At 49.5% G+C, this 22443-nt stretch carries 21 protein-coding genes; 6 read left to right on the forward strand and 15 right to left on the reverse strand.

From position 1 onward, the window contains the following. The first annotated feature begins 74 nt into the window (after nucleotides 1–74). A complete protein-coding gene (locus MHH48_RS28975) occupies nucleotides 75–638 on the forward strand; it encodes a CGNR zinc finger domain-containing protein (RefSeq protein WP_076324672.1) in 564 nt (187 codons plus the stop codon). Between the two features lie 66 nt (nucleotides 639–704). Continuing rightward, entirely contained in the window at nucleotides 705–1148 is a 444-nt protein-coding gene (locus tag MHH48_RS28980; protein WP_083659773.1) for a GNAT family N-acetyltransferase, read from the forward strand. A gap of 291 nt (nucleotides 1149–1439) precedes the next feature. On the opposite strand, the gene MHH48_RS28985 is transcribed toward MHH48_RS28980, so the two are convergent. From MHH48_RS28985 to MHH48_RS29030, 10 genes are all read right to left on the reverse strand, one after another. Then, entirely contained in the window at nucleotides 1440–3653 is a 2214-nt protein-coding gene (locus tag MHH48_RS28985; RefSeq protein ID WP_076324673.1) for a Tex family protein, read from the reverse strand. A 441-nt stretch (nucleotides 3654–4094) separates the two neighbouring features. After that, nucleotides 4095–4445 carry a type II toxin-antitoxin system PemK/MazF family toxin gene (locus MHH48_RS28990; RefSeq protein ID WP_006212388.1) on the reverse strand — a complete coding sequence of 117 codons (351 nt, stop codon included), beginning with the start codon at nucleotides 4443–4445 and terminating at the stop codon, nucleotides 4095–4097. A gap of 3 nt (nucleotides 4446–4448) precedes the next feature. Continuing rightward, complete coding sequence (locus MHH48_RS28995; protein ID WP_028406492.1) at nucleotides 4449–4730, reverse strand: ribbon-helix-helix protein, CopG family; 282 nt, start codon at nucleotides 4728–4730, stop codon at nucleotides 4449–4451. 225 nt (nucleotides 4731–4955) lie between these two features. After that, nucleotides 4956–6143 carry an alanine racemase gene (gene alr / locus MHH48_RS29000; RefSeq protein WP_076324674.1) on the reverse strand — a complete coding sequence of 396 codons (1188 nt, stop codon included), beginning with the start codon at nucleotides 6141–6143 and terminating at the stop codon, nucleotides 4956–4958. A 271-nt stretch (nucleotides 6144–6414) separates the two neighbouring features. Further along, nucleotides 6415–7527 (reverse strand): outer membrane lipoprotein-sorting protein, encoded by a 1113-nt coding sequence (locus tag MHH48_RS29005; RefSeq protein WP_076324675.1) that lies wholly within the window; start codon nucleotides 7525–7527, stop codon nucleotides 6415–6417. Between the two features lie 263 nt (nucleotides 7528–7790). Further along, on the reverse strand, nucleotides 7791–9119 hold the full coding sequence (locus MHH48_RS29010) for an MFS transporter (protein WP_076324676.1): 1329 nt from the start codon (nucleotides 9117–9119) through the stop codon (nucleotides 7791–7793). A 65-nt stretch (nucleotides 9120–9184) separates the two neighbouring features. Beyond that, nucleotides 9185–9682, reverse strand: a complete 498-nt coding sequence (locus MHH48_RS29015; RefSeq protein WP_076324677.1) for a winged helix-turn-helix domain-containing protein — start codon at nucleotides 9680–9682, stop codon at nucleotides 9185–9187. Nucleotides 9683–9856: 174 nt separating this feature from the next. After that, entirely contained in the window at nucleotides 9857–10417 is a 561-nt protein-coding gene (locus MHH48_RS29020) for a GNAT family N-acetyltransferase (protein WP_076324678.1), read from the reverse strand. Between the two features lie 41 nt (nucleotides 10418–10458). Next, nucleotides 10459–11787: an alpha/beta hydrolase-fold protein gene (locus MHH48_RS29025; protein ID WP_076324679.1), complete on the reverse strand. Its 1329-nt coding sequence runs from the start codon at nucleotides 11785–11787 to the stop codon at nucleotides 10459–10461. Nucleotides 11788–11956: 169 nt separating this feature from the next. Further along, on the reverse strand, nucleotides 11957–12526 hold the full coding sequence (locus MHH48_RS29030) for a GbsR/MarR family transcriptional regulator (RefSeq protein ID WP_076324680.1): 570 nt from the start codon (nucleotides 12524–12526) through the stop codon (nucleotides 11957–11959). A gap of 373 nt (nucleotides 12527–12899) precedes the next feature. Here MHH48_RS29030 and MHH48_RS29035 point away from each other — a divergent pair, with 373 nt between their 5' ends. Genes MHH48_RS29035 through MHH48_RS29045 form a run of 3 tightly spaced genes read left to right on the forward strand, consistent with a single transcriptional unit; the run spans nucleotide 12900 to nucleotide 15851 of the window. Next, a complete protein-coding gene (locus MHH48_RS29035; RefSeq protein WP_076324681.1) occupies nucleotides 12900–14102 on the forward strand; it encodes a glycine betaine/L-proline ABC transporter ATP-binding protein in 1203 nt (400 codons plus the stop codon). After that, entirely contained in the window at nucleotides 14095–14928 is an 834-nt protein-coding gene (locus MHH48_RS29040) for a proline/glycine betaine ABC transporter permease (protein ID WP_076324682.1), read from the forward strand. Before MHH48_RS29035 ends, MHH48_RS29040 begins: the two co-directional genes overlap by 8 nt. 2 nt (nucleotides 14929–14930) lie before the next feature. Then, a complete protein-coding gene (locus MHH48_RS29045) occupies nucleotides 14931–15851 on the forward strand; it encodes a glycine betaine ABC transporter substrate-binding protein (RefSeq protein WP_076324683.1) in 921 nt (306 codons plus the stop codon). Between the two features lie 865 nt (nucleotides 15852–16716). Here MHH48_RS29045 and MHH48_RS29050 read toward each other — a convergent pair. From MHH48_RS29050 to MHH48_RS29060, 3 genes are all read right to left on the reverse strand, one after another. Then, nucleotides 16717–17448, reverse strand: coding sequence for a DUF6081 family protein (locus MHH48_RS29050; RefSeq protein ID WP_076324685.1), 732 nt, complete (start codon nucleotides 17446–17448; stop codon nucleotides 16717–16719). Nucleotides 17449–17465: 17 nt separating this feature from the next. Further along, nucleotides 17466–18392: a prenyltransferase gene (locus MHH48_RS29055; protein ID WP_076324686.1), complete on the reverse strand. Its 927-nt coding sequence runs from the start codon at nucleotides 18390–18392 to the stop codon at nucleotides 17466–17468. Between the two features lie 151 nt (nucleotides 18393–18543). Beyond that, complete coding sequence (locus MHH48_RS29060) at nucleotides 18544–19521, reverse strand: LacI family DNA-binding transcriptional regulator (RefSeq protein ID WP_076324687.1); 978 nt, start codon at nucleotides 19519–19521, stop codon at nucleotides 18544–18546. Between the two features lie 367 nt (nucleotides 19522–19888). On the opposite strand from MHH48_RS29060, the gene MHH48_RS29065 reads away from it, so the two are divergent. Continuing rightward, on the forward strand, nucleotides 19889–20065 hold the full coding sequence (locus MHH48_RS29065; RefSeq protein WP_179090683.1) for a hypothetical protein: 177 nt from the start codon (nucleotides 19889–19891) through the stop codon (nucleotides 20063–20065). A 181-nt stretch (nucleotides 20066–20246) separates the two neighbouring features. Here MHH48_RS29065 and MHH48_RS29070 read toward each other — a convergent pair whose 3' ends face one another. Further along, complete coding sequence (locus MHH48_RS29070) at nucleotides 20247–21077, reverse strand: phosphoenolpyruvate hydrolase family protein (protein ID WP_076324688.1); 831 nt, start codon at nucleotides 21075–21077, stop codon at nucleotides 20247–20249. A gap of 52 nt (nucleotides 21078–21129) precedes the next feature. Next, nucleotides 21130–22341: a Tm-1-like ATP-binding domain-containing protein gene (locus MHH48_RS29075; RefSeq protein ID WP_076324689.1), complete on the reverse strand. Its 1212-nt coding sequence runs from the start codon at nucleotides 22339–22341 to the stop codon at nucleotides 21130–21132. Nucleotides 22342–22443: the final 102 nt, after the last annotated feature.

A 22443-nucleotide genomic window follows, 5' to 3' on the forward strand; every position in this document is an offset into this window, starting at 1 on the left:
CAGACCCCATTACAAGTAACTAGCAACATGAATATTTACTTGTTACAATAATGAGACGAGAAAGGATGAGCTTCATGTTATGGGATGATTTTATAAACAGCGAATGGCATGATTGGAGAGGCAGCGGCCGATCCGAGGATCGGCTTGCCCGTGAGGATTGGCTCACCGATTTTATAAACGAGTACAATCTCCCAATCTCCGTTCCGCTGACCCCGGATGAACTGGGGCTGCTGAGGCTGCTTCGTTCCTTCCTGTTGGCGTGTGTTCAACACATCATCGCGGGAGAGTCTCCTTCCCCCATGGAGATAGAGGAATTAAACCGCTGGATGGCTGCCGGACCCGTTATTCGCCATCTGGAGATAGATGAGGATCAAAAATTTGTACTGGCCTATATCCTGCAAAAACCTGGCCTGCAAGAAGCGGCTGCCGAGATTGCCGGCTCCTTTGCGCAAGCCATCGAGCAAGGCGAGTTATCCCGGTTTCGCATCTGTACGAATCCCGATTGCCTCTGGGTATATTACGACGACACGCGAAACCGTTCCAAACGATATTGCGATGATAAAATGTGCGGCAATCTGATGAAGGTCAGACGGTTTCGGGCGAAGAAAAAGCAGCAATCTTCGGGCAGCGAGAGTTAAGCCGGGTGTTTATGCTGGGCGCAGTCTAACACAATATACATTTCGAACTAACTGAGGTGAGTAGTCATGAGCATCAGAAGGGTAACTCAAGCAGAATTGCCTTGGGTCAATCAACAATACGAACACATCGGCTTTCAGCCAAGTTCACTGGACAATGAAATTATTTCCATCGTAATGTCGCAATACGACTACGCAGGGATCGGCCGATTGGTTAAACTTAATGACCACGAGGCGGAACTCGGTGGTGTTTATATTCTGGACAAGTTTAGAGGACAGTCCCTGGCACACGAAATCGTCACGTTTCTTGTAGAGGAATCAAAAAGATTGGGCCTAGATACGGTATACTGCATTCCGTTTGAAGAGCTGCAGCATTTCTATAAGAGGTTGTTCAAAAAGTCCGCTTTTGATCACGAAGTAAATCAAGAAGTAACTCGGCATCGAATCTTGAATTCACCCGGGACTTCCGGTGCTCACGTACCTAAAACGTACGCTCCGCTCCTCGGTCCCTAGCTTCATCCAACCTTCTCGGTGCTGAAAACCGACCTTTTTGAACACGCACTATAAGAAGTTTGGTTTTCATGAATTCGATGTATCTGCTCCCACAGTCGAACCCAAAATTCTAACAAAATATCACTGGTGTCTCGAAAGTTACGATAAAAACGTCCTGCTGCTAAAGCTGAACCATCGCTAAACCCATCGCCAGGACATATCGCCATTAGCTATTAGTACAGGGCAGTTATGCAAAAAAGAGCCGTTTCTCCCCAAAGGAGATACGGCTCTTCTATTACGCTGCAGTACCTATCACTGATCTTTCGGCTTGCGCATCGTCAATCCGACGCGGCCTTTTTTCAAATCTACATTCAGCACCCACACGGTAACGTTATCCCCCACAGAGACAACATCCATCGGGTGTTTGACAAATCCATCGCTCAGCTGGGAAATATGCACCAGGCCGTCGCTCTTGATGCCGATATCCACAAAGGCGCCAAAATCGATGACATTGCGTACCGTTCCCTGCAGCTCCATTCCCGGCATAAGATCCTCGATCTTCAGCACGTCCTGGCGGAAAATCGGCAGCGGCAGCTCCTCCCGCGGATCGCGTCCCGGACGCTGCAAGCTGTCCAGAATATCGCGCAGGGTCGGTACACCAACCTCCAGCTTCACGGCAAGGTTCTCCGGCTGCTGGGCATCCAGCAGTTCAGCGAGCTCCTTGCTGCCGAGCTTGTCCAGACTTACCTGAAGCTCCTGGAACAAACGGTCAACCACCGCATAGGATTCCGGGTGAATCGGGGTGCGATCCAGTATGTTCTCGCCTTCCGATATCCGCATAAAGCCCACGCACTGCTCATAGGTCTTGGCACCGAGACGCGGAACCTTCTGCAGCTGCTTCCGGCTGACAAACTTCCCGTTCTCTTCCCGGTATTTCACGATATTTTTGGCAATGGTGGCATTGATGCCAGCCACATAGGAGAGTAGTGACGGCGATGCCGTATTCACATCCACCCCGACATGGTTAACCGCAGACTCTACGACGGCTTTCAGGCTCTCCTCCAGATGCTTCTGGGTGACGTCATGCTGATATTGGCCCACACCGATCGATTTCGGATCGATCTTCACCAGCTCGGCCAGCGGATCCTGCACACGGCGTGCGATCGAGGCCGCGCTGCGCTCGGCAACATCCAGATCAGGAAACTCTTCCTGAGCCAGCTTCGAGGCCGAGTACACGCTTGCTCCCGCTTCATTGACGATGAGGTAAGCCAGCTCAGGGTCAGCAAGTTCCGCAATGACTTCTTCGGCTACGAATTGCTCCGTTTCACGGGATGCCGTACCGTTTCCAATGACAATAAGCTTGATGCCGTATTTTGCAATCAGCTCTTTAATCTTCGCGGCCGCCTCCTGCTTCTTGTTGGCCGGCGGCGTCGGATAGGTTACAGCTACCTCAAGCAGCTTGCCTGTATCATCGACCACCGCAAGCTTACAACCGGTACGGTAAGCCGGGTCAACGCCCAGCACACAGCGACCTTTCACCGGCGGCTGCAGCAGCAGGCTGCGCAGGTTCCCCGCAAAGATGGAGATTGCCTGGTTCTCCCCTTTTTCCGTCAGCTCCCCCCGCACTTCCCGTTCAATTGATGGGGCAATAAGACGCTTGTATGAATCCTCGATCACCGCCGTAAGAAGATCCGAGACGGCAGATGGACCTTTAAGCACCTGCTTGCCGATATACGCGTGAATGGAATCGGAAGGAACATCAAGCCCCACCTTCAGAATATTCTCGCGCTCTCCCCGGTTAATGGCCAAAATCCGGTGCGGCGGCATTTTCTTCGCCAATTCCCGGTAATTGTAATAGTTCTCGTATACGGATTCCACTTCGGTATCCTTCGCCTCTGAGGTCAATATGCCGTGGTCCAGGCTGTATCTGCGTACCCAGGAACGAACGGTTGCGTCATCGGCAATGTTTTCGGCCAATATATCCATCGCGCCTTGCACAGCCTCTTCTGCCGAAGCCACACCCTTCTCCTCATTAACATACTTGGCTGCCTCAACCATCACATCAGCCTGCTTCGGCTGCGACCATATCCACTCCGACAGCGGCTCAAGCCCTTTTTCCTTGGCGACGCTGGCCCGGGTTTTACGTTTCTGCTTATACGGACGGTAGAGATCTTCTACCTCCTGCAGCTTAACGGCGGCCGTAATCGACGCCTTCAGATCTTCTGTTAGCTTGCCTTGCTCCTCTATGATGCGAATGACTTCCCGCTTACGGACCTCCAAATTGCGCAAATAACCTGTCCGCTCTTCAATATCACGTAATTGGTTCTCATCCAGTTCGCCTGTCATTTCCTTACGGTAACGCGCAATAAACGGTATGGTATTGCCCTCATCCAGAAGTTCAACGGTCGTGCGCACCTGTTTTTCGGACAATTGAAGCTCCTTCGCGATCTGCTTCACGATCCGTTTCGATTCTTCCTTGCGAATCTGTTCCTCATTTACTTCCACAACAGCTTCTAATTCAGACAATGATATCCCTCTTTCTTCAATGAAACTATATTTGCTATTATCCCAAACTTAAGCGCTCATTTCCACTACATCGCTCACTTCGTAAGGCTTTAAGCTGCTTTTAATGTCAATTTCATCTAATTTTAAGATTTAATTTATATTCTTATTGTACGAACATGCCGCTGCCGGATATCCACACCTCATTAAAATCAGGGGGGTCACCTTAAATGAATGACAAACATGCGATTGCCTGGTCCGTTGTCTGCCTTTTGTTTATCGCAGCGGCGGTCACTACGGCCTACATCCTCATACCTACAAACATGTAATCCACCAATCTCCAGTCCCATGCAGCAATTGCCGAGCCTTCAAACATACCATCCATATAAAAACCCTCAAGGAATTACTCCTTGAGGGTTTTTAGTCATAACATTCTATGTGGAAAACGTTAGTGCTTGAATGGAATCAAAAATCAATCAAGCCCAGACTTATTTGCAGGGAATCATCCACCTTACTCATCATTTCATCATCAAGATGGGTGATTTTGTCCGTTAGCCGCTGCTTATCAATCGTCCGGATCTGCTCTAGCAAAATGACGGAATCCCGGTCAAATCCATGCGACGCCGCGTCGATTTCGACGTGAGTCGGCAGCTTGGCTTTTTGAATCTGTGCCGTAATGGCTGCAACAATCACAGTCGGACTAAACCGGTTGCCGATATCATTCTGAATGACAAGGACCGGCCTTACGCCGCCCTGCTCAGAACCGACAACAGGTGATAAATCCGCAAAAAATACGTCGCCCCGTTTAACGATCACTGTCTACACCCCGCTTACTAAGCGGTCTAGAGTGTTGTCTGCATCTTCCTCCGCGTGAAACGCCTCAGAAGCCATGGTCAGGTTAATTTTGGCCATTTCCATATAACCCCGCTGCATGGATTCACGAATGTAACGTTTCTTCCGTTCATTCAGGTACAACTTCATGGCTTGCCTAATAAGCTCACTGCGGTTGGAATTTTCCAGCTGAGCGATCCCGTCCACTTCCTGCAAAAGATGATCCGGTAAACTGATCATGATTCGTTTGGTGTTCTGCATATTGGCCACCCTCTATTACACCCCCACAACCTTCTCGCCTGTGCACCAGTATTACATTATTCAAGGAAAATTATACAAAAGAATATATATGCCGAAGGTATATCAAGTATGCTGCATATCATTATAAACTACAATCGACACTTTCGTACAGACTTAAACGACATATTCCTAATTCGGGAAGGTCTGTACTTATTCCTTCTTTCCTGAATAAATTACTTAGGGTGACATGACTTGTTAAAGGTTGCTCCAGAGTGCGTTTACGGTCTTCACGGGTATATCATCACGTATATACTGACGTGGTACCCGGTGGGCAATCATGCAGACGACCTCGTAGTGGATCGTCCCCAGCTTGGACGCCAGCTCATCTGCCGTAATGCATTCGCCAGACTGCTGACCGATGAGTACAACCTCTTCACCAGCTTTAATTTGTTCCGCCTCATCGGCGAAAGGTTTGAGCGATACCATACATTGGTCCATACAGATAGTTCCGACTACAGGGACGCGGCGGCCGCGTATCAGTACTTCCACTTTACCGCTCAGCATACGAGAGAAGCCATCGGCGTAACCGATGGGAAGGGTTCCAATTTGCTCTTCCTCCCCCGTTACATACTTCGTCCCGTAGCTGATACCGGAATGCGGAGGTAAATTTTTGACGTAGACAAGCTTTGTCTTTAACGTCATGACAGGGCGGAGGCTCACTGTCTTTCGATTCACCTCATCCGAAGGATACAGTCCGTACAAGCCGATGCCGACACGAACCATATCATAGGATAATTCAGGTGTATCAATCGCAGCAGCACTGTTGCCCGTATGTATGATGGGGATATGGTAGTCCTTATCCCGAAGAGCGTCCGCTACGCCCTGAAAACGGCGGTACTGTCCCAACGTATAGTCTTTGTTCTCTTCATCCGCTCTTGCAAAATGGGTAAACATTCCTTCGACAACAACCTGCGGCAGCGAAAATACTTCTTCTATAAAAGAAATTGCATCTTCGCCTGGAAGCAGGCCCAAACGACCCATTCCGCTGTCAATCTTGATGTGTACCTTGAGTGGCTTCTCCGGCTGGACCGGCAGTGCCTTTATCGCTTGGAGCACTTCCGCACTGAACAGGGTTATGGTCACATCATGCTCATAAGCGATCTCTACAGCCTCCGGTGGTGTATAACCGAGCACCAGGATTGGGCAAGAGATGCCTCCTTGCCGAAGCTCGAGCGCTTCATCCAGGAAAGCTACGCTTAAGTAAGCCGCCCCCAGTTGCTGAAGTTCGCGAGCCACTTCTACAGCTCCGTGACCATAGGCGTTAGCCTTCACACAAGCAAGCAATTTCATGTGGCTTGGCAGCGCCTCACGAAAAGCGTTATAGTTGGCGCGCAGATGGTCTAGGTTGATCTCCGCCAGGGTAGGTCGATATATCGCTTGCAATTCCAGTCACCTTCTTACCATTTTGAAAAAAGCATTATGCTTTGCAATAGATTAATGGTAATGTTCCGGGGGGCAACTGTCAATTGAGACAAACTGCTTATTTATGAGGCTCGTGGTCCCCCCGGGGTGGCGAAACTTGGTGAAACATCGGAATATCTGCAAGAAATAGCGATAGGTCTACGGACGAAGTTCCGTTATTTGGAAAAGAGGCGAATGGCCCCATTGTCGGAATGTTGCCCTCCTTCAATGCTCGGTATCCGCCTACTTCGTATTATTTACCCGATTCTCCCTGCATGGAAGCAGCGACTTTCTTCATTTCTTCGACAGGCAGATTGGCGCTCGTAATTCGGTATTCCACGCCTTCCGAATTCCAGGTCAGCGTTCTTTGCTGATCGCCGGTGAGCAGACCTACCGTCGTGAAATCGATATACACCGCCTCGCCCGGTACGAGGGAGACCGCACGATCCACCGGTCTGGATTCCATAATCGTATATTGGTACACACCGTCATACTTCAGAATAACCGCATGATCCTTGTTCTCGGGAACTTCCATCGTGTCTTTGTTCGTGACCCCTGCAGGCACATATTCCGGATAGATGATGCCGAAGGATCCCATATCGCGACCGGAAGCCGCTTCTGTCAAACCTTCGGTTCCCTGAGTGCCATTACCTTCTGTACCGGAAGCCACCGGTACCCCGTTCTCGTCCACTTCCGCCATGGTCCCCTTCGCATCGTTCATCGCACTTAGATTCTTGTTCGTATCAAACGAATCCTTTGTCAGGTTCGTATCGAAGGTAAAGGTGTTGAATTTCACCTCAACAACCACTTTCGCTTCGGAGTCTGACACTTGTACCTGTTTCGGTGTGTAGTTGTCCTTGGCGAGCCAAATCTTCTGACGAATCAACGAATGGCTGTGGTAATTGGCAGCCACATCAAACACGTAACTTTCCTTATCCTCAGCAAACTGACGGGTGTTGTCGCTCAAAATGCTGCTAAGCAGCGTTTGGTACAGATATACCTGTCCCTGATTATCCGGCCAGTCGCTCTTGAAGCGGAAGCTCTTGTTCAAGCTAGGCGTCAGAACGAACACGCCATCATCGTTGCGAAGCACGATTTGCGTAATATCCTTTTGCCCATTGGTTAAGCTGATCCGATAGTAAGATGGAGACTGGTACCATACCTCAACCTGATACTCCTGCGGCGCCGAACCGGTATGTATGGTCATAACGCCCGCTCCCTGGTAAGCGCCCTTGGCACTTTCCAGCTTATCAGCCACCTTGCCCAGATCCTTCACAACGCTGTCTGCATTCTTCTTCCCGCATCCCGCCAGTATTGTTGTTAAGCATAATACTACCGCGAGCAGCACCCATGAAATCCGGCGCATGTCATCATCCCCTTCAACACTTGTTTTGACTTGATTGATACATGTCTATGAGGGACTTGGTCACATTATGCAGACTAGCCTGACAAGCACCGCTGCGGTGGGACGCGGCAGGCGTTTACACTTCGTCTAAGTGAAAAAAAGAACCGTGATGAATCCGTCTATCGCTGATTCATCCTCGGCTCGGTTATTTGAGAAATTTCCAGTACGGGCGATCTTCTTCAGCCCTCTGTATAAGCATGGAAGCTAATCGACGTTAGCCATCTCTAAGGGGCTGTATTCATAGAAATGGATTTTTCAGGTGTTGCATTCGTATAAGGCGCAAACCATTTCTCATCCACATTGTCAGGTGATGGAAGACTGCGGGTGGTCGAGTCAAAAATCCAGAAGATCCCTACGCAGAATACGGCGATTCCGCATCCTGCGATAACGGACGAGCTTGCTGCAACAACGCCAAGAGCACCTCCAATTAGGCTGCCAAGCGGCATGGCAATTCCGCTGAGTCCGCTAGCTGCCGCGAACACCGTGCCCAATCTTTTCTCGGGTATCGCTTTCTGAATGACCGAATTGATGATAACGTTCGTAATGCCTCCGGGAAACCATGCCAAGCCGTATACCAGGACGACAAGCCATGTCCATGGGGTAAATACGCTGAGACACCAGGCAGCGCCAGATAAACAAAATGCTCCGGCAAAAAGATATCCAAGCGGCAGGCGCTCCAGCTTCAAATACGGAGCCAGAATCGCGCCCAACAAACTTCCGCAAGCCTGGGCCATGAGCAGAACTCCGTATACACCCGCCCCGCCGAGGCTGTCCGCAAACGCAGGCATAACCGTAAAGGTAGCGCCGCCCGCTGCATTGATGACGATAATCCCCATCTGTACCCGTGCAAGCGGGGTTGCCAGGATGTAGCGAAGCCCCTCTTTCATGTCCGCCCAATAATTTTTAAGGGCATTTCGCATAGATTTTGAATTTGCGGTGTTATTCGTTGATGTTTTACTTACGTTGTTATCAGAAGTTTTGGTAGACTTTTTGATTTTCAGTTGCGAGAATAACAGCGCTCCGATGAAAAATCCGATCGAATTCCATAAGTAAAGGGATACTGCGCCCAGCACAATAATCAATACGCCGGATATTGCGTTGCAAGCGACATCGATGCCTTGATAGGCTAAGGAGAACAGCGAGTTTCCTTGCGTCAGCTGCTTCTTATCGAGAATTTTAGGAAGGGCCGACATTTGGGCCGGATATACCCACATATTCAGCGTGGATAGAACCGGTGTAATCGCCAGCACAACGCCTACTGTCAGAAAGTCGAAATAAAATGCAAGCGGAACGATCAACAGTAGAACCGCCTGAAATAACTGAGTATATACCAGAAGCCCACGTAAAGGAACGCGGTCAATCATCGGACCGGATAACAGTTGAATGATTCGGGGGAGAATCGAGAGGAATCCGGCAAGTCCCGTATACAGCGTCGAGCCTCCCAGATCGTACACCAGCCACATGGCCGCTACCGCGTACAAGCTATCGCCGATATTCGTAAGGATTCGGCCAACGAACAACAGCAGGAAATTGCGATTCTTTAATATTTCCACGAAAGAAACACTCCTTGATTTAAAGTTTAGTAGTTTTGGAGAGAAGGGGCTAAAGAAACCCCTTCCTATTCGGACGTTTCCGTCGAAACCACGTTGATCCCTACCGCATATTCCTTGCTGTCGTCTCCTTTTGTCGCGAGGGTCTTGGTCACCCATTTTTCGAGCAGTTCTCTGAATTCCTTCGTCATTTCTTCGTATTGCTCGGCGTTCAGCTGCATTCTCAGGCTTATCCTTGTACGGCTGGCCGCTGCATAATCTTCGGCAAGAACCGGATCTACCATTTGGGTTCCCTTGGTGTTAAACCACTTCGCTTTGGATTTATAATATTTCTCTACGATGCCGCCGACGGTCCGGGTCTCCACCAAATCTATTAATCCACCATCATATAACTTCTGAATATGATAGTGAATGCTTCCCGGCGAATCTCCCAATTCATCTGCTACTTGTTTGGCAGTTTTGGCCATATCCAGCATGGTTCCGAGAATCTTCACCCGCTGAGCGCTGCCGAGCAGCTTCGCTTGTTCCACCGATATTTCGATACTCTGATTATGATCTTGATCCATGACGCAAACACTCCATTCTAAATTAAAATAGACATTCTAATTGTGTGATTCATACGGTTATTTTCGTTCATTCCAATTTAATTTATCATTCTAATTTTCTAGATCGATATGACACAATAATAAACCACCTATTACCATTTGTAAATAGGCGGCTTATAAATTGTTTATTTTTTTCTAAACCGGTTTGACCATATGATAATAAACATGCCCGTTAATCAAGATGTCCTTATCTGTTTGATAACCTCTTCTTTCGTACAAAGAATGAGCGCGATGATTGTCCGTCACCACGGCAAGAGCAATTTTACGATACATCAGCTCCTTTGCCCGATTCTCCGCGTGATGTATAAGGGCCGAACCAATCCCCTTACCTCCAAACTGCGGAGAAACCGATAACGTATCGATATAGTACTCATCCTCGTCCGCTTCTTTATCCAGCGCTACGGAAGGGTCATTCTTGAGCTTACGCAAACGATCCAGAATCGGACGATCCAATTCGGCCGCTTGATCACCGCCGTAAGCAACGATAATGCCAGCCACCTCGCCGTCGATCTCTTTCACGGCAGCCTGTCGGTAACTGAGCCTGCCCTCGTCCGCCCGGAAATATTGCTCCAGCACTTCAAGCACTTTCTCTTCACTGTCTTCCCCTGTTAATTGATGCGCTACGTCGTGCAGTGCATCGTACAACAGTCTTATCGCTGCAGCTGCATCTTGTGGTTTTGCTGATCTGATGGTCATGCCTATTCATCCTCCATTACAATTCAATGCAATTTAGTAATTCAAGTATCCCAGTCCTCAACCTCATACAATAGCTCCATCTCGGACGATGCTGTAAAAGAACGCCGTTTAACTTCAGGATCCCCGATCTTTTCGTGCAGTCCAAACCCTCTTGATACCTTGAACGTAAAAGACAAACCATGAGGTACCATCGCACTTCCCCTATATAGGCCATCTCCGCAGTATGGAATCTCAAATCCGGCATAGATTGTGGGGGAAACCGGTGTGGAAGGCGGTACCTTCACTTGAATCGCGATTTTCACAAGCTCAGGCAGCTCTTCCACGATCGTAATCTCTTTATCTGCGCTCAAGCCTCCCATTTGCAGCGTAACCCGGGTGCTGCCAGGAATTCTAGGCTTCAGCGTTCCGTTCGGCAGCAGCGTTAGCCATTCCGGCTCCTCAACATGATAAATTCCGTTCATCAACGTTTGTACAAATCCACTGTCGTATGTAATGACCGGATTCAATTGTTTGACGGGCCCTTTCACCCCTACGACTCCATCACCATGCAGCTTAATCGAAGTTGGTTCTCCAATGTCGCCGAAAAAATACAGCAGCGGCGCTTGCGCTCTGCCTGCCCAGTCGCTTTGACTGTGAGCCGCTCCCGGATCAAGAAACAGCATGAGATCTTCTCCCGGCACAAAGCCGTCTTGGATCAAGCGAGCTGCTTCCTCCCGTGCGTATTTTTCCATGAAGACCCCTTCCGCGCCGCCCATATCAAGCCATACCTTAAGATTCGGATGCGTACCGTATCTTTCATAAAAAGGATATTCCTTTAGCTCTCCTTGAGCATCAAAATAGGCTTTGACGAAATAAGGCGACATGACCGCTATGCTTCCGAACACATCCGGCCTTCTAAAGCCGATATTGTAGGTGACAATCCCGCCCGCAGACGAACCCATCATGGCCGTGTGCTCCGGACCCTTCAACGTGCGAAAGTTCTCATTGATATATGGTAAAACCTCTTCGATAATAAATAACTCATACCGTTCGCCGGCAAACGGGGGATCGAACACCTGATGCATCCTTGGATTGTCATGGAAATATTCATTCAGTCTTTGATGAGGAACCGTTGCGATGCCAACGATGATAATCTCCTGCATCCGTCCTTCGGACACCAGCCGATCTGTGGTGACATGCATATCCCACGAGCCGCCTCGCTCATCTGCTGAAAATACATGCTGCCCGTCATGCATATAGAGTACGGCATAATGCTTCTCCGTATTCTCATGATAACTGGGTGGAAGGTATACATACAAACTTCGGGTATTGCTTAAGTTAACCGATGGAAAATCTGCAATTTCTACCATTCTTGAGGACATATTGACCATTCTAACCCCTCCTGACTATTTTTGCACCCTATGCACTTGCATTCGATGATTCACCCTTAGGCGATGCCAGATAACAAAAAAAGGCACAACCCGATAAAATCAGGTTGTACCTCTTAGGTAAGCATTGCCTTACTCCACATTATACTGGGGAAATTCCCCATTTTCAATATCAGGATTTGTCCACTGGCGGCTCTTTTGGCACATAATTAAAGATATCGCCATCCACAAAAGTATCAATCAAGCGTTCCAGCCATTTATAATAAGCAACGGCCTCACGCATCTTTGCCTGATCCTCTTGCAGCACCGCTGTCAGTTCTTCGTCATCTTCATGTGCTTTACGGAGCTTCTCCGTTTCGTCCAGCGCTTTGCGCAGGACCAGTATGTTGCTCTCCACCGATTTTCTCCATTTAATATCAAAGAAATCCACGAAGCTCTGGTACCAGTCATACTCCACTTCATACAAATCCTTGCGGGAACCCTTCTCCCACACCTTGTTTACCATTTTATAATCGAGCAGCGTCCGCACGCCTGTACTCATGCTGGTCTTGCTCATCTTCATTTCCTGTCCCATTTCATCGAGGTTCATCGGTTTATCCGCAAAATAAAGCAATCCGTATAAATGTCCCGTTGAGAGTGGAATGCCGTACAAATCCATATTCCGTCCAATATTTTCAATGACACGCTTACGAATCTTATGCACGGCTGCCTGCCGTTCATCATCTAAATGGTACAAGCCCATGCTTGCAGCCTCCTCTATCTGTAACCATCCAAGAAGTCATGTCAATATAACAAAACTAGGTGGACTCGAAGTGTAGTGTGAACGATCTCCATGAAATTTAAACAAGCTCTGATCCACACACATTCTCTGATCTATTGTAGGGAAAGCTATTTTAAAAGTAAAGAAGATCGCTCTAGAGGATATCGGAGCATATGGGAGCATTTCAAAGGATAACTTTGTACAGTTTTTACTGTACGTACTTTACGTACGGATATAACGTTTGATACTTTACGTATCGGTTGTTACAATGGGTGACATGGGTTTACGAGACGACAGGAATAAGAAGACTCGGTCAAATGGACGCGTCTCTATACAATAAAAAGGAGGAGTACTTTTGGCTATTCTGCAAGTTAACAAAGTCAGCAAATTGTTCGGCGCGAATCCGGAACAAGGGATTCAATTGCTTGAGCAAGGCTGGAGTAAAGCGCGAATTGCGAAAGAAAAAAATATAACGGTTGGCGTTAACCGTGTCAGCTTCGATATCCACGAGGGCGAGATTTTTGTCATCATGGGGTTGTCAGGCAGCGGTAAATCTACATTGGTCCGTTTGCTAAATCGGTTGATTGAACCAACATCGGGCGAAATATTGATTCACGGTAAGGATCTCCGAAAAATGAACAAGGAACAGCTGCGTGATGTACGTCGCAAAAAAATCAGCATGGTGTTCCAGAAATTCGCCTTGTTCCCTCATCGCTCGGTTGTAGAGAATGTGGAATACGGATTGGAAATTCAAAAGATAGACAAAAGCAAGCGGCACGAAGCGGCCATGAAGTCGCTCGAGCTTGTAGGTTTGAAAGGCTGGGAGGAAAAAATGCCCGATCAGCTTAGCGGCGGCATGCAGCAGCGTGTCGGGCTTGCCCGTGCACTCGCCAATGATCCGGAGATTCTGTTGATGGATGAGGCTTTCAGCGCACTGGATCCGCTCATCCGCCGAGACATGCAGGACGAATTGATCGAACTTCAGGACAAAATGAAAAAAACCATCGTGTTCATTACTCATGACCTGGACGAAGCTCTTCGGATCGGCGACCGCATTGCCTTGATGAAGGACGGTTCGATTGTACAGATCGGAACGCCGGAAGAAATCTTGACCCAGCCTGCCAACGATTATGTTGAGCGGTTCGTGGAAGATGTGGATCTGTCCAAGGTGCTTACCGCATCACGGGTTATGCGCCGTCCGGAGACCATTACGATGGATCGTGGACCTCGCGTGGCGCTTGAGCTGATGCGTGAACGGGGGATTTCGAATCTGTTCGTCATTGACCGTTCCAAGAAGCTGCTTGGCGTCATTACGGCCGAAGATGCATCCGATGCCATGAAGAATAACCGCAAGCTTGAGGATATTCTCATCACAGACGGTCCGAGTGTTGGACCCGATACATTGCTGAATGAATTGTTTGAAATTACGAGTATGGCTAAAGTGCCATTGGCCGTTGTGGATGAGACCGGCAGGTTGATGGGCGTTATCGTCCGCGGTGCTGTTCTTGGTGCCCTGGCCGGAGAAAGCAAGAGCGAGGAGGTGACGCAAGATGCCTAAGATCCCTCTCGCAAGCTGGGTTGATTCCTTGGTCGAATGGATGGGAGACGTCTTCTCCGGTTTCTTTGACGCCATCTCCTTCATTATCAAAAACGTTGTGCAGCTGTTTACGGATTTGTTCATGCTTCCTCATCCGTACCTGTTCATTGTCATCCTGGCTGTCATTGCCTACCTATTAGGCCGTCTGCCGTTGACTTTGTTTACAGCCATCGGTTTTCTGCTCATCGATAACTTGGGCTATTGGTCACAGACCATGAGCACGCTCAGTCTGGTTATCACGGCAGCCTTGATCTCCGTTATACTGGGTGTTCCTCTGGGTATATGGGCGGCCTACAGCAAGTCGGCATCCCGCGTGATCATACCGGTTCTCGACTTTATGCAAACCATGCCGGCGTTTGTATACTTGCTCCCTGCCGTCACATTCTTCAGCTTGGGCGTAGTTCCAGGGGTTATCGCTTCGGTTATCTTCGCCATTCCGCCAACGATTCGCCTGACCCGCCTTGGCATTATGCAAGTATCAGGTGAACTGACGGAGGCTGCAGATGCATTCGGTTCGACTTCCGGGCAGAAATTGTTCAAGGTTCAGCTTCCGCTGGCCATGCCGACCTTGATGGCCGGCATTAACCAGACCATCATGCTGTCCTTGTCAATGGTCGTTATTGCTTCGATGATCGGTGCCCAAGGTATCGGTGCCGAGGTCTACCGGGCCGTAACTCAGCTGCAAATTGGTAAAGGGTTTGAAGCTGGCTTGGCTGTCGTCATTTTGGCGATTGTCCTCGACCGCTTTACACAAAATATATTTAAAACGAAAAAAAGGGGTGCTTAATTTTGAAGAAACAAAAGTTTTGGTTGCTGCTAAGCTTGGCTGCTATTCTGGTTCTGTCTGCTTGCGGACAGGGCGGAAACGGCGGCACGGATGGAACAACGGACAAAGGGACTGACGGCGGTGCTACTGCTTCCCTCGGCGACCAAGTGAAACATGAAATCATCGGTATTGATCCAGGTGCAGGTATTATGAAAGCTGCGGCTGCAGCGATTGATGAATATGGATTGACCGACTGGAAACTGATCGAAGGCTCCGGTGCTGCCATGACCGCAACCCTTAACAAAGCCATCAAGAACGAAGATCCCATCATTATTACCGGTTGGACACCGCACTGGATGTTTGCCAAATATGACCTGAAGTATCTGGAAGATCCGAAGAAAGTATTCGGTGAAGCGGAAGAGATCCACACCGTTGTCCGTCTTGGACTGAAAGAAGATCATCCGGAAGCTTACAAGTTCCTGAGCAATTTCAAGTGGACATCCGACGATATGGGTCAGATTATGACGGCAATCCAAGAAGGCCAAGACCCTGAGGCTGCCGCTAAAGAATGGGCAGACAGCAACGCAGAGAAAGTGGATGCCTGGCTTGAAGGCGTTCAGCCGGTTGACGGTAAAAGCTTCAAGTTCAGTTATGTAGCCTGGGATTCGGAGATTGCCAGCACCAACCTGCTGAAAGTGATCATGGAAGAGAAGCTCGGATACAAAGTTGACGCGCTTCAAGTAGAAGCAGGCCCAATGTGGACCGGCGTTGCCAATGGCGACGTGGATGCAACCGTAGCAGCATGGCTTCCATTGACGCATGCCGACTATTGGGATAAGTTCAAGGACCAAGTCGAAGACCTTGGCGCTAACATGGAAGGCGTAAAAACCGGCCTGGTGGTTCCATCTTACGTGGAGGCAAATTCGATCGAAGATTTGAAATAAAATGGTTAAAGCCATCCTATGGTATATGGGGTGGCTTTTCTTTTTTGGTGATCAAGATTGTCGGCCTCTGTTCTGAGGAGGATGTATCCGCTCCGGTCGCTGTTGAAACCAGGAAAACAGGATGATATTCTTGCGGTATTTTCCCGGTTTCAAAGGCGAACGCCAGGTCTCCTCCACCGATACATCCTCTATTCTGTGCTGGCCTCCAATCTTTCCACCCACCAAAAGATAGCCATCCCTTTCATCAGGGATGGCCTTTTGGGGGCTGGGCGGGGGAGGGGCTAAGCTGACCCGTTCAACACGGTCAGCTAGCTTATAACACCACACCCGGATTGCCGGTCCTGCTGTGAATCCCCTTGGGGACTCACAGGCTTGCCGGCGCAGCTTGTAGGGGTTGCTGGTGCCCAGTGCAATCCCTCTTAATCAAGCAAGCCTGTCGGCTTGCTTTCCTCACCGATACATCCTCTACTCTTGGCTGGCTCCAATCTTTCCACACCCGGATTGCCGGACATGCTGTGACTCCCCTTGGGACTCACAGGCTTGCCGGCGCAGCTTGTAGGGGCTACTGGTGCCCGGTGCAGTCCCTCTTAATCAAGCAAGCCTGTCGGCTTGCTTTCCTCACTGATACATCCTCTACTCTTGGCTGGCTCCGATCTTTCCACACCCGGATTGCCGGGCATGCTGTGAATTCTTGGAACTCACAGGCTTGTCGGCCTAGCTTCCTTGGCCTTTCGGGGGCTTGCAGCCTTCCCTGATACGGCCTCGTAACATTGCACGAGCACTACTGCAGCTCGTCCTTCTCTCACAAAAAAAAGATCATGCCCACATCAATGAGCATGACCGTCTTAATTCTACTATATAAGTGCTACTCTTTTATCGTAACCGTTACGGGAGAGTATTCGGCAATGACGGTTTGTCCATGCACGGATACGCTGCCCTGCGGCGTAAGGTCTTTTTCGGTCATGATGCCAAGCGCGATAGTGAATTTGTTGAACTTGATCGGGATGTTCTTCTCCCGGCGGATCTCTTCACCGTTCACATAGAAGATCGCTTCGTCCTCGGCACGGTTATACGTGATTTTATATGTGTTGAATTCCCGCGGCGTGAAGTGTGTATCTTCCTCTTTAAAAATGCAGAAGTAACGGGTCTTGTCCGATTCCGGCACCTGCACACCCGGGAACGGCAGAACGGCATACACGCTGGCATACTTGTCATTCGAAGCAAAAAAGTCCAGTGCTGCGCCCGTGCTGAAATCAAGCAGATTCAAAGATACGTAGCCGTCATACAAGTCGCCGGGAACCGTACCTTGGGTGCGCGCCCGAATTTGCAGCTCGAACGTGACCTCGCCGGATTCCGGCACTTCCACCTCTTCGTTGGAATAATACATATGCTTGGCATTATCGAGAATTTGGATCTGATCATTCTGGCGGCTCAGCGGCGCGCGCACGTACAGGATGCCGTTGCGGACGATCACGACCGCATTCGGCTCGCGATATTCCCAGAATGAACCGTCCGGCAGCGGGAAACCGCCGATCTTCCAAGTCCCGGTCTCGGACAGGATAGATTGAAAATCACCAAAAACGCGTTGTTGTTCCATCTAATTCCCCTTCTTCCTTACAAAGTCTGAATGATTCCCTGGATGAGCAATGACAGGATCAGCACGCCGCCGCAGCGCATGGTCGTCATCGTTGAGGCGCCCATCAGCGGTAAATACGCTTCGGAACGGTTGCTGTCCTTCAGTCTTCCATAGACAAGATACAACGGAATCATCGTAAGCAGTGCAATTAATGCGTAAGGCGGAAGCCCCCCGGCCAATACGCAGGCGATCAAAGACAAGCAGGCCAGCAGCAGCAGAACTCTCGAGAAGCTCAGCGCTCTTTTTTCACCCCATACCACAACCAGGCTCTTCTTTCCGGCCTGACGGTCCGCCTGCCAATGCAAAAAGTGATGATTAAACAAAATCAGCGTTGTCAGCAGCCCGATGGGCAGTGACAGCAGCAGCGCCCGGACATCCATATGTGAGGTTTGAACGTAGTATGCGCCCATCACCGGCAAAATACCAAAGGATAGCAGAATCGCAATCTCGCTGAAACCCTTGCCGCGATATCCGAATTGAATTGGCGGTGCGACATAGAAATAAGCGATCAGCCCGCCAAGTCCGCCGAAGATGAAGGCCCACCAGCCGCTGATCAAACTGAGGATAATGCCGCTCAGCGCCGCAATCCCGAATAACGTCCAGGTAACGATTTCGAATTTACGGAGCGACCAGACGCCCTTCGTAAGAAATCCGGAGTTCGTGGAGATCGCATCCACATGCTCCTGCGCTTCCGTATCCGTTCCGTTCTTATAGTCCCACAAATCGTTCACCATATTGGAGAACAGATGGGCAGCGCCGCTCCCGATCAAGGTCAATAAAAAGAGGCCTAAATGAACTTCACCTGTCCATACATAAGCCCCGAGTGCTCCCAAAGCAACCGGAATCAGCATAACAGGAATTACTTTGATTCGGGAAGCTTTTTTAAACTGTTCAAGGGCATCCACTTGGTTATGCTCCTTTCCTTCTATAATACAGAATAGAACGCCTGCAGACAGCTGCAGACGTTAACGTTGTGAAACATGGAACTTGCATAAATAAGAATATCATAATTGTCGAACTTTGTAATCCGTTTGTTAGAACTTGGCTATGCAGCCATTATACCGATGAACGTTCGATCAGCTCGAAGGCAAGCTCCTTGCGAATCGGCTCTTCCTGCTCCCCTTGAATATGCGCATACAGCATCTTGAAGGCCTCGGAGCCCATATCAAACAGTCGGTTATCAATCGTGGTGAGACCCAGCATTTTACCGATCGGCTGGTTGTCGAATCCGATGACAGCGAGCTCTTGCGGAATGGACAGTCCTCTCTTCTCGGCTTCATAGATCAATCCGGCGGCCACATGGTCACCCGTTACCAGCAAACTACTTGGACGTTCCTCCATAGCGGACAGCCGATCCATGATCGCCGCACCGTCTTCCAGATCGATACAGCCATCCAATATCCATTCCTGTCGGTAAGGCTCTCCGATCTCCTTAAGCACTTCTTCATACGCCACTTGGCGCGCTCTCGTGCTCGGACTGTCCAGTCTTCCCACCGTGAAGCCGATGCGTCGATGTCCCCGCTTTATCAAATATTGCATGGCACTGCGAAATGCCTCCGCATGGTTTATATATATAGAAGAAAATAATCGTTCGCCCGCATCCTGACAGCATACGATCGGTCCGTAAGCGCAGTAGGCTTCGATCTGTTTTGGAGTCACGGCCGACGATAAAATAATGATGCCGTCAATCTCGCGGTTACGCAGCATCTCCAGCACTTCCACTTCCTTATCCGGCGCATACCCGGTTTGGCACAGGATCAGGCGATAGCTAGCGGCAAGCGCTTCTTGTCCAGCTCCCTCCATCAGCAAGGAGAAGTAGGCATGATTAATAAACGGCAGCATGATAGCAATATTCATCGTTTTCCCTGTAATCAGATGGACCGCATTCATATTCCGGGCGTATTTCAGCTGTTTCATGGTCTCCAACACGCGTGTCCGCTTATCTTCTCTGACATAGGGATGATTGTTCAGCACCCGGGATACCGTTGACACCGAAACGCCTGCCAGCTTGGCAATCTCTTTAATATTAGCCACTCTTCAAGCCCCCTTCATCCACTGGTTCCTTCCTGATACTATCATGATTGCTTTCCCTATTCAAAGGGAGGCAACCCGGTAGCAAAAGGCAGTTGTATTAACAATCAGAAACCGTCCCTTGGAAATTCCAGAGCTAATCTCAGCGCGCTGAAGGATTACAAGATGAATAAAAGATGAACAACGATAAAAAGAAGACTTGATCTGGTATGCTTTTCATACTTTACACTGAGGTTGGGTGGAAACCTTCATTCATTGTCAGCGTGACCGCAAGGGCGTGATGGCAAGGGCAAGGCTTCTGCCTTTTTATCATGATTCGTGAAACTTAGACCTTGTCCATAACGTCATCCTTGTCAAAAGGAGCTGATGGATGATGGAGACGTTCGGCAGAGGCTGCCTGTACTTGATCATTGGCATGGTGGTATTATTGCTGCTTGCCCTGTTATTGGGGACGACAATTACGATCCCTTGGTTTATCTTCATTCCAATAATTATTATTGCCTTTGCTATAGCTGCATCCAAGAGCAAGCACAAGGATGATGATTAAGCGAAACCGCAGGTCACGTCGCCGGATGCTAAATGGGTTGTTTACGCCTCGTTTTCGGAACCACATGCAAGTTTAGCCCGATCAGTCCAATTACCTTCCCACCGTACACCAAAAAAGACTCCCTTCCCGGGAGTCCTTTTCATTCCATATGATTCCGATCATTCTGTATCAGGCTACCTATTTATTTCGAGATATTCTTGAATGCCTCTGTCTGCTGCTTAATGCCGACCTCGGTGGCAAAACGCTCGATGCTGGAAGCTCCGAAGAATCCCTCGACTCCCTTGGTTCTGGACAATACATACGCCGCATCCTCAGGTTCTGCAATCGGACCACCATGGCACAGAATCATAATGTCCGGGTTAATGGCTTTACCGGCATCACAGATCGCTTGAATCTTTTCAACGCAATCGTCGAGTGTCAATGCTGTTTTCGCACCTATGGTTCCTTTGGTGGTAAGGCCCATATGGGCAACCAGGACATCAGCTCCGGCTTCAGCCATCTTCTTCGCTTGATCGACATCAAACACATACGGAGTAGTCAGCATATCCAGCTCATGCGCCTTCCGGATCATCTCAACCTCCAGATCATATCCCATACCCGTCTCTTCCAGATTCGCCCGGAATACGCCGTCAATCAAGCCAACCGTGGGAAAGTTCTGCACACCGGCAAATCCTTGCTCCTTAAGCTGCTTGAGGAAAATATCCATGATCCGGAACGGATCCGTGCCACAAACACCCGCCAATACTGGCGTATGCTTCACGACCGGCAGCACCTCGTTTCCCATGTCCACCACAATCTGGTTCGCATCTCCGTAAGCCATCAGTCCGGCGAGCGAGCCGCGCCCAGCCATCCGGTAACGCCCCGAATTGTATATAATAATCAAGTCCACACCACCGGCTTCGGCACTCTTGGCCGAGATGCCTGTCCCTGCTCCCGCTCCCAATAATACTTTACCCGCTGCTACTTCCGCTTTTAATTTTGCTAACACTTCTGCTCTTGCTGTCATTGCCATGATCATGTCCTCCTTCAGTGTGAATAGTGTGGGTGTGTAACCTGCGCCAAACTTATTGCCGTTTCATCAATTCCATCAGCTTATCGGCCGCAGCCACCGCAAAAGCTTGATCATTGATGTCGGTATTCATCTCGATCAATTCAACGGTTTTACGGTCTATGCGTTGTCTTAACGTGTCAAACAGCATCTTATCCTCTTCCGGTCCATGGAATGATTCGCCTTCCACGTCGAGCATCGATACGCCCTGCAAAGGAAGCATCAGTACGGTAGGTCCTTGCGACATATTCAATTTGTCTGCAATCAACTCCCCAAGCTGCCGGTTCTCCTCAACCGTGGTCCGCATCAGCGTAACCGAGGGGTTATGCTTGTACAGATTCCGTTCCCGGAATGCCTCCGGCACGGTATCATGTGGACCGAAATTGACCATATCCAGCGCTCCGGTTGATACGACCTGCGGTACTTTGCAGCGACCGGCGGCTTCCAGGCGATGCGGACCAGCCGCCAAAACGCCTCCCACCAGCTCATCGCACCATTCCGTTGTCGTCAAATCCAGCACACCGTCTATATATCCGGCCTCAATTAGGCTTTCCATCGTTTGTCCGCCCGTACCTGTTGCGTGAAATACTAGCACTTCATAACCATGCAACTCCAGATGCGCCCTGGCATAATCGATGCACGGGGTCGTAACCCCAAACATCGTCGCTGCAATCAGCGGCTTTTTATCCATCGGGGGCGCCGATTCGAACTGAACCATACCGGCAATCGCATGTGCCGCGTTCGTGAATATTTTGGTGGAAAACGAATTCAGTCCGGATACATCCACGATGGACGGGAACATGATAATGTCACTTGTCCCCACATAAGGTGCCGTATTGCCGGATGCGACCGTGGACACCATCAGTTTCGGAACGCCGATCGGCAATGCCCTCATGCCCGCCGTGACGATCGAAGTACCTCCAGTGCCGCCAAATGACAGCATGGCGTCAAATTTGCCCTCTGCATACAGCTTCGGTACGATTTTTTCCATTCCTTGAGCCAATGCTTCAGTCCCTGCGGAACGGTCCTTTCGAGCCGCAATCTCACGTATATCCACACCAGCTGCCGCTGCAACTTCGATGTTGGATACTTCCGGCGTGAACATCGGCTCGAACACACCGCTGTGGATCATAAACGTCTTTAGCCCCAAGCTCTCGATAACGGATTTAACGTATGAAAACTCGGCACCCTTCGAATCGAATGTCCCCGCAATAGCTACCGTCTTCACCGTGCAGACCTCCTCCATATCTCATCTCAGGATCGCTTGCACCCGTCCTGACAGGTCCGGTATAGGATCCCTACAAGACCATAATACAGCGCTTTCAAATAA

The organism is Paenibacillus sp. FSL F4-0100 (assembly GCF_037993005.1).
Classification (GTDB): Bacteria; Bacillota; Bacilli; order Paenibacillales; family Paenibacillaceae; genus Paenibacillus_AQ.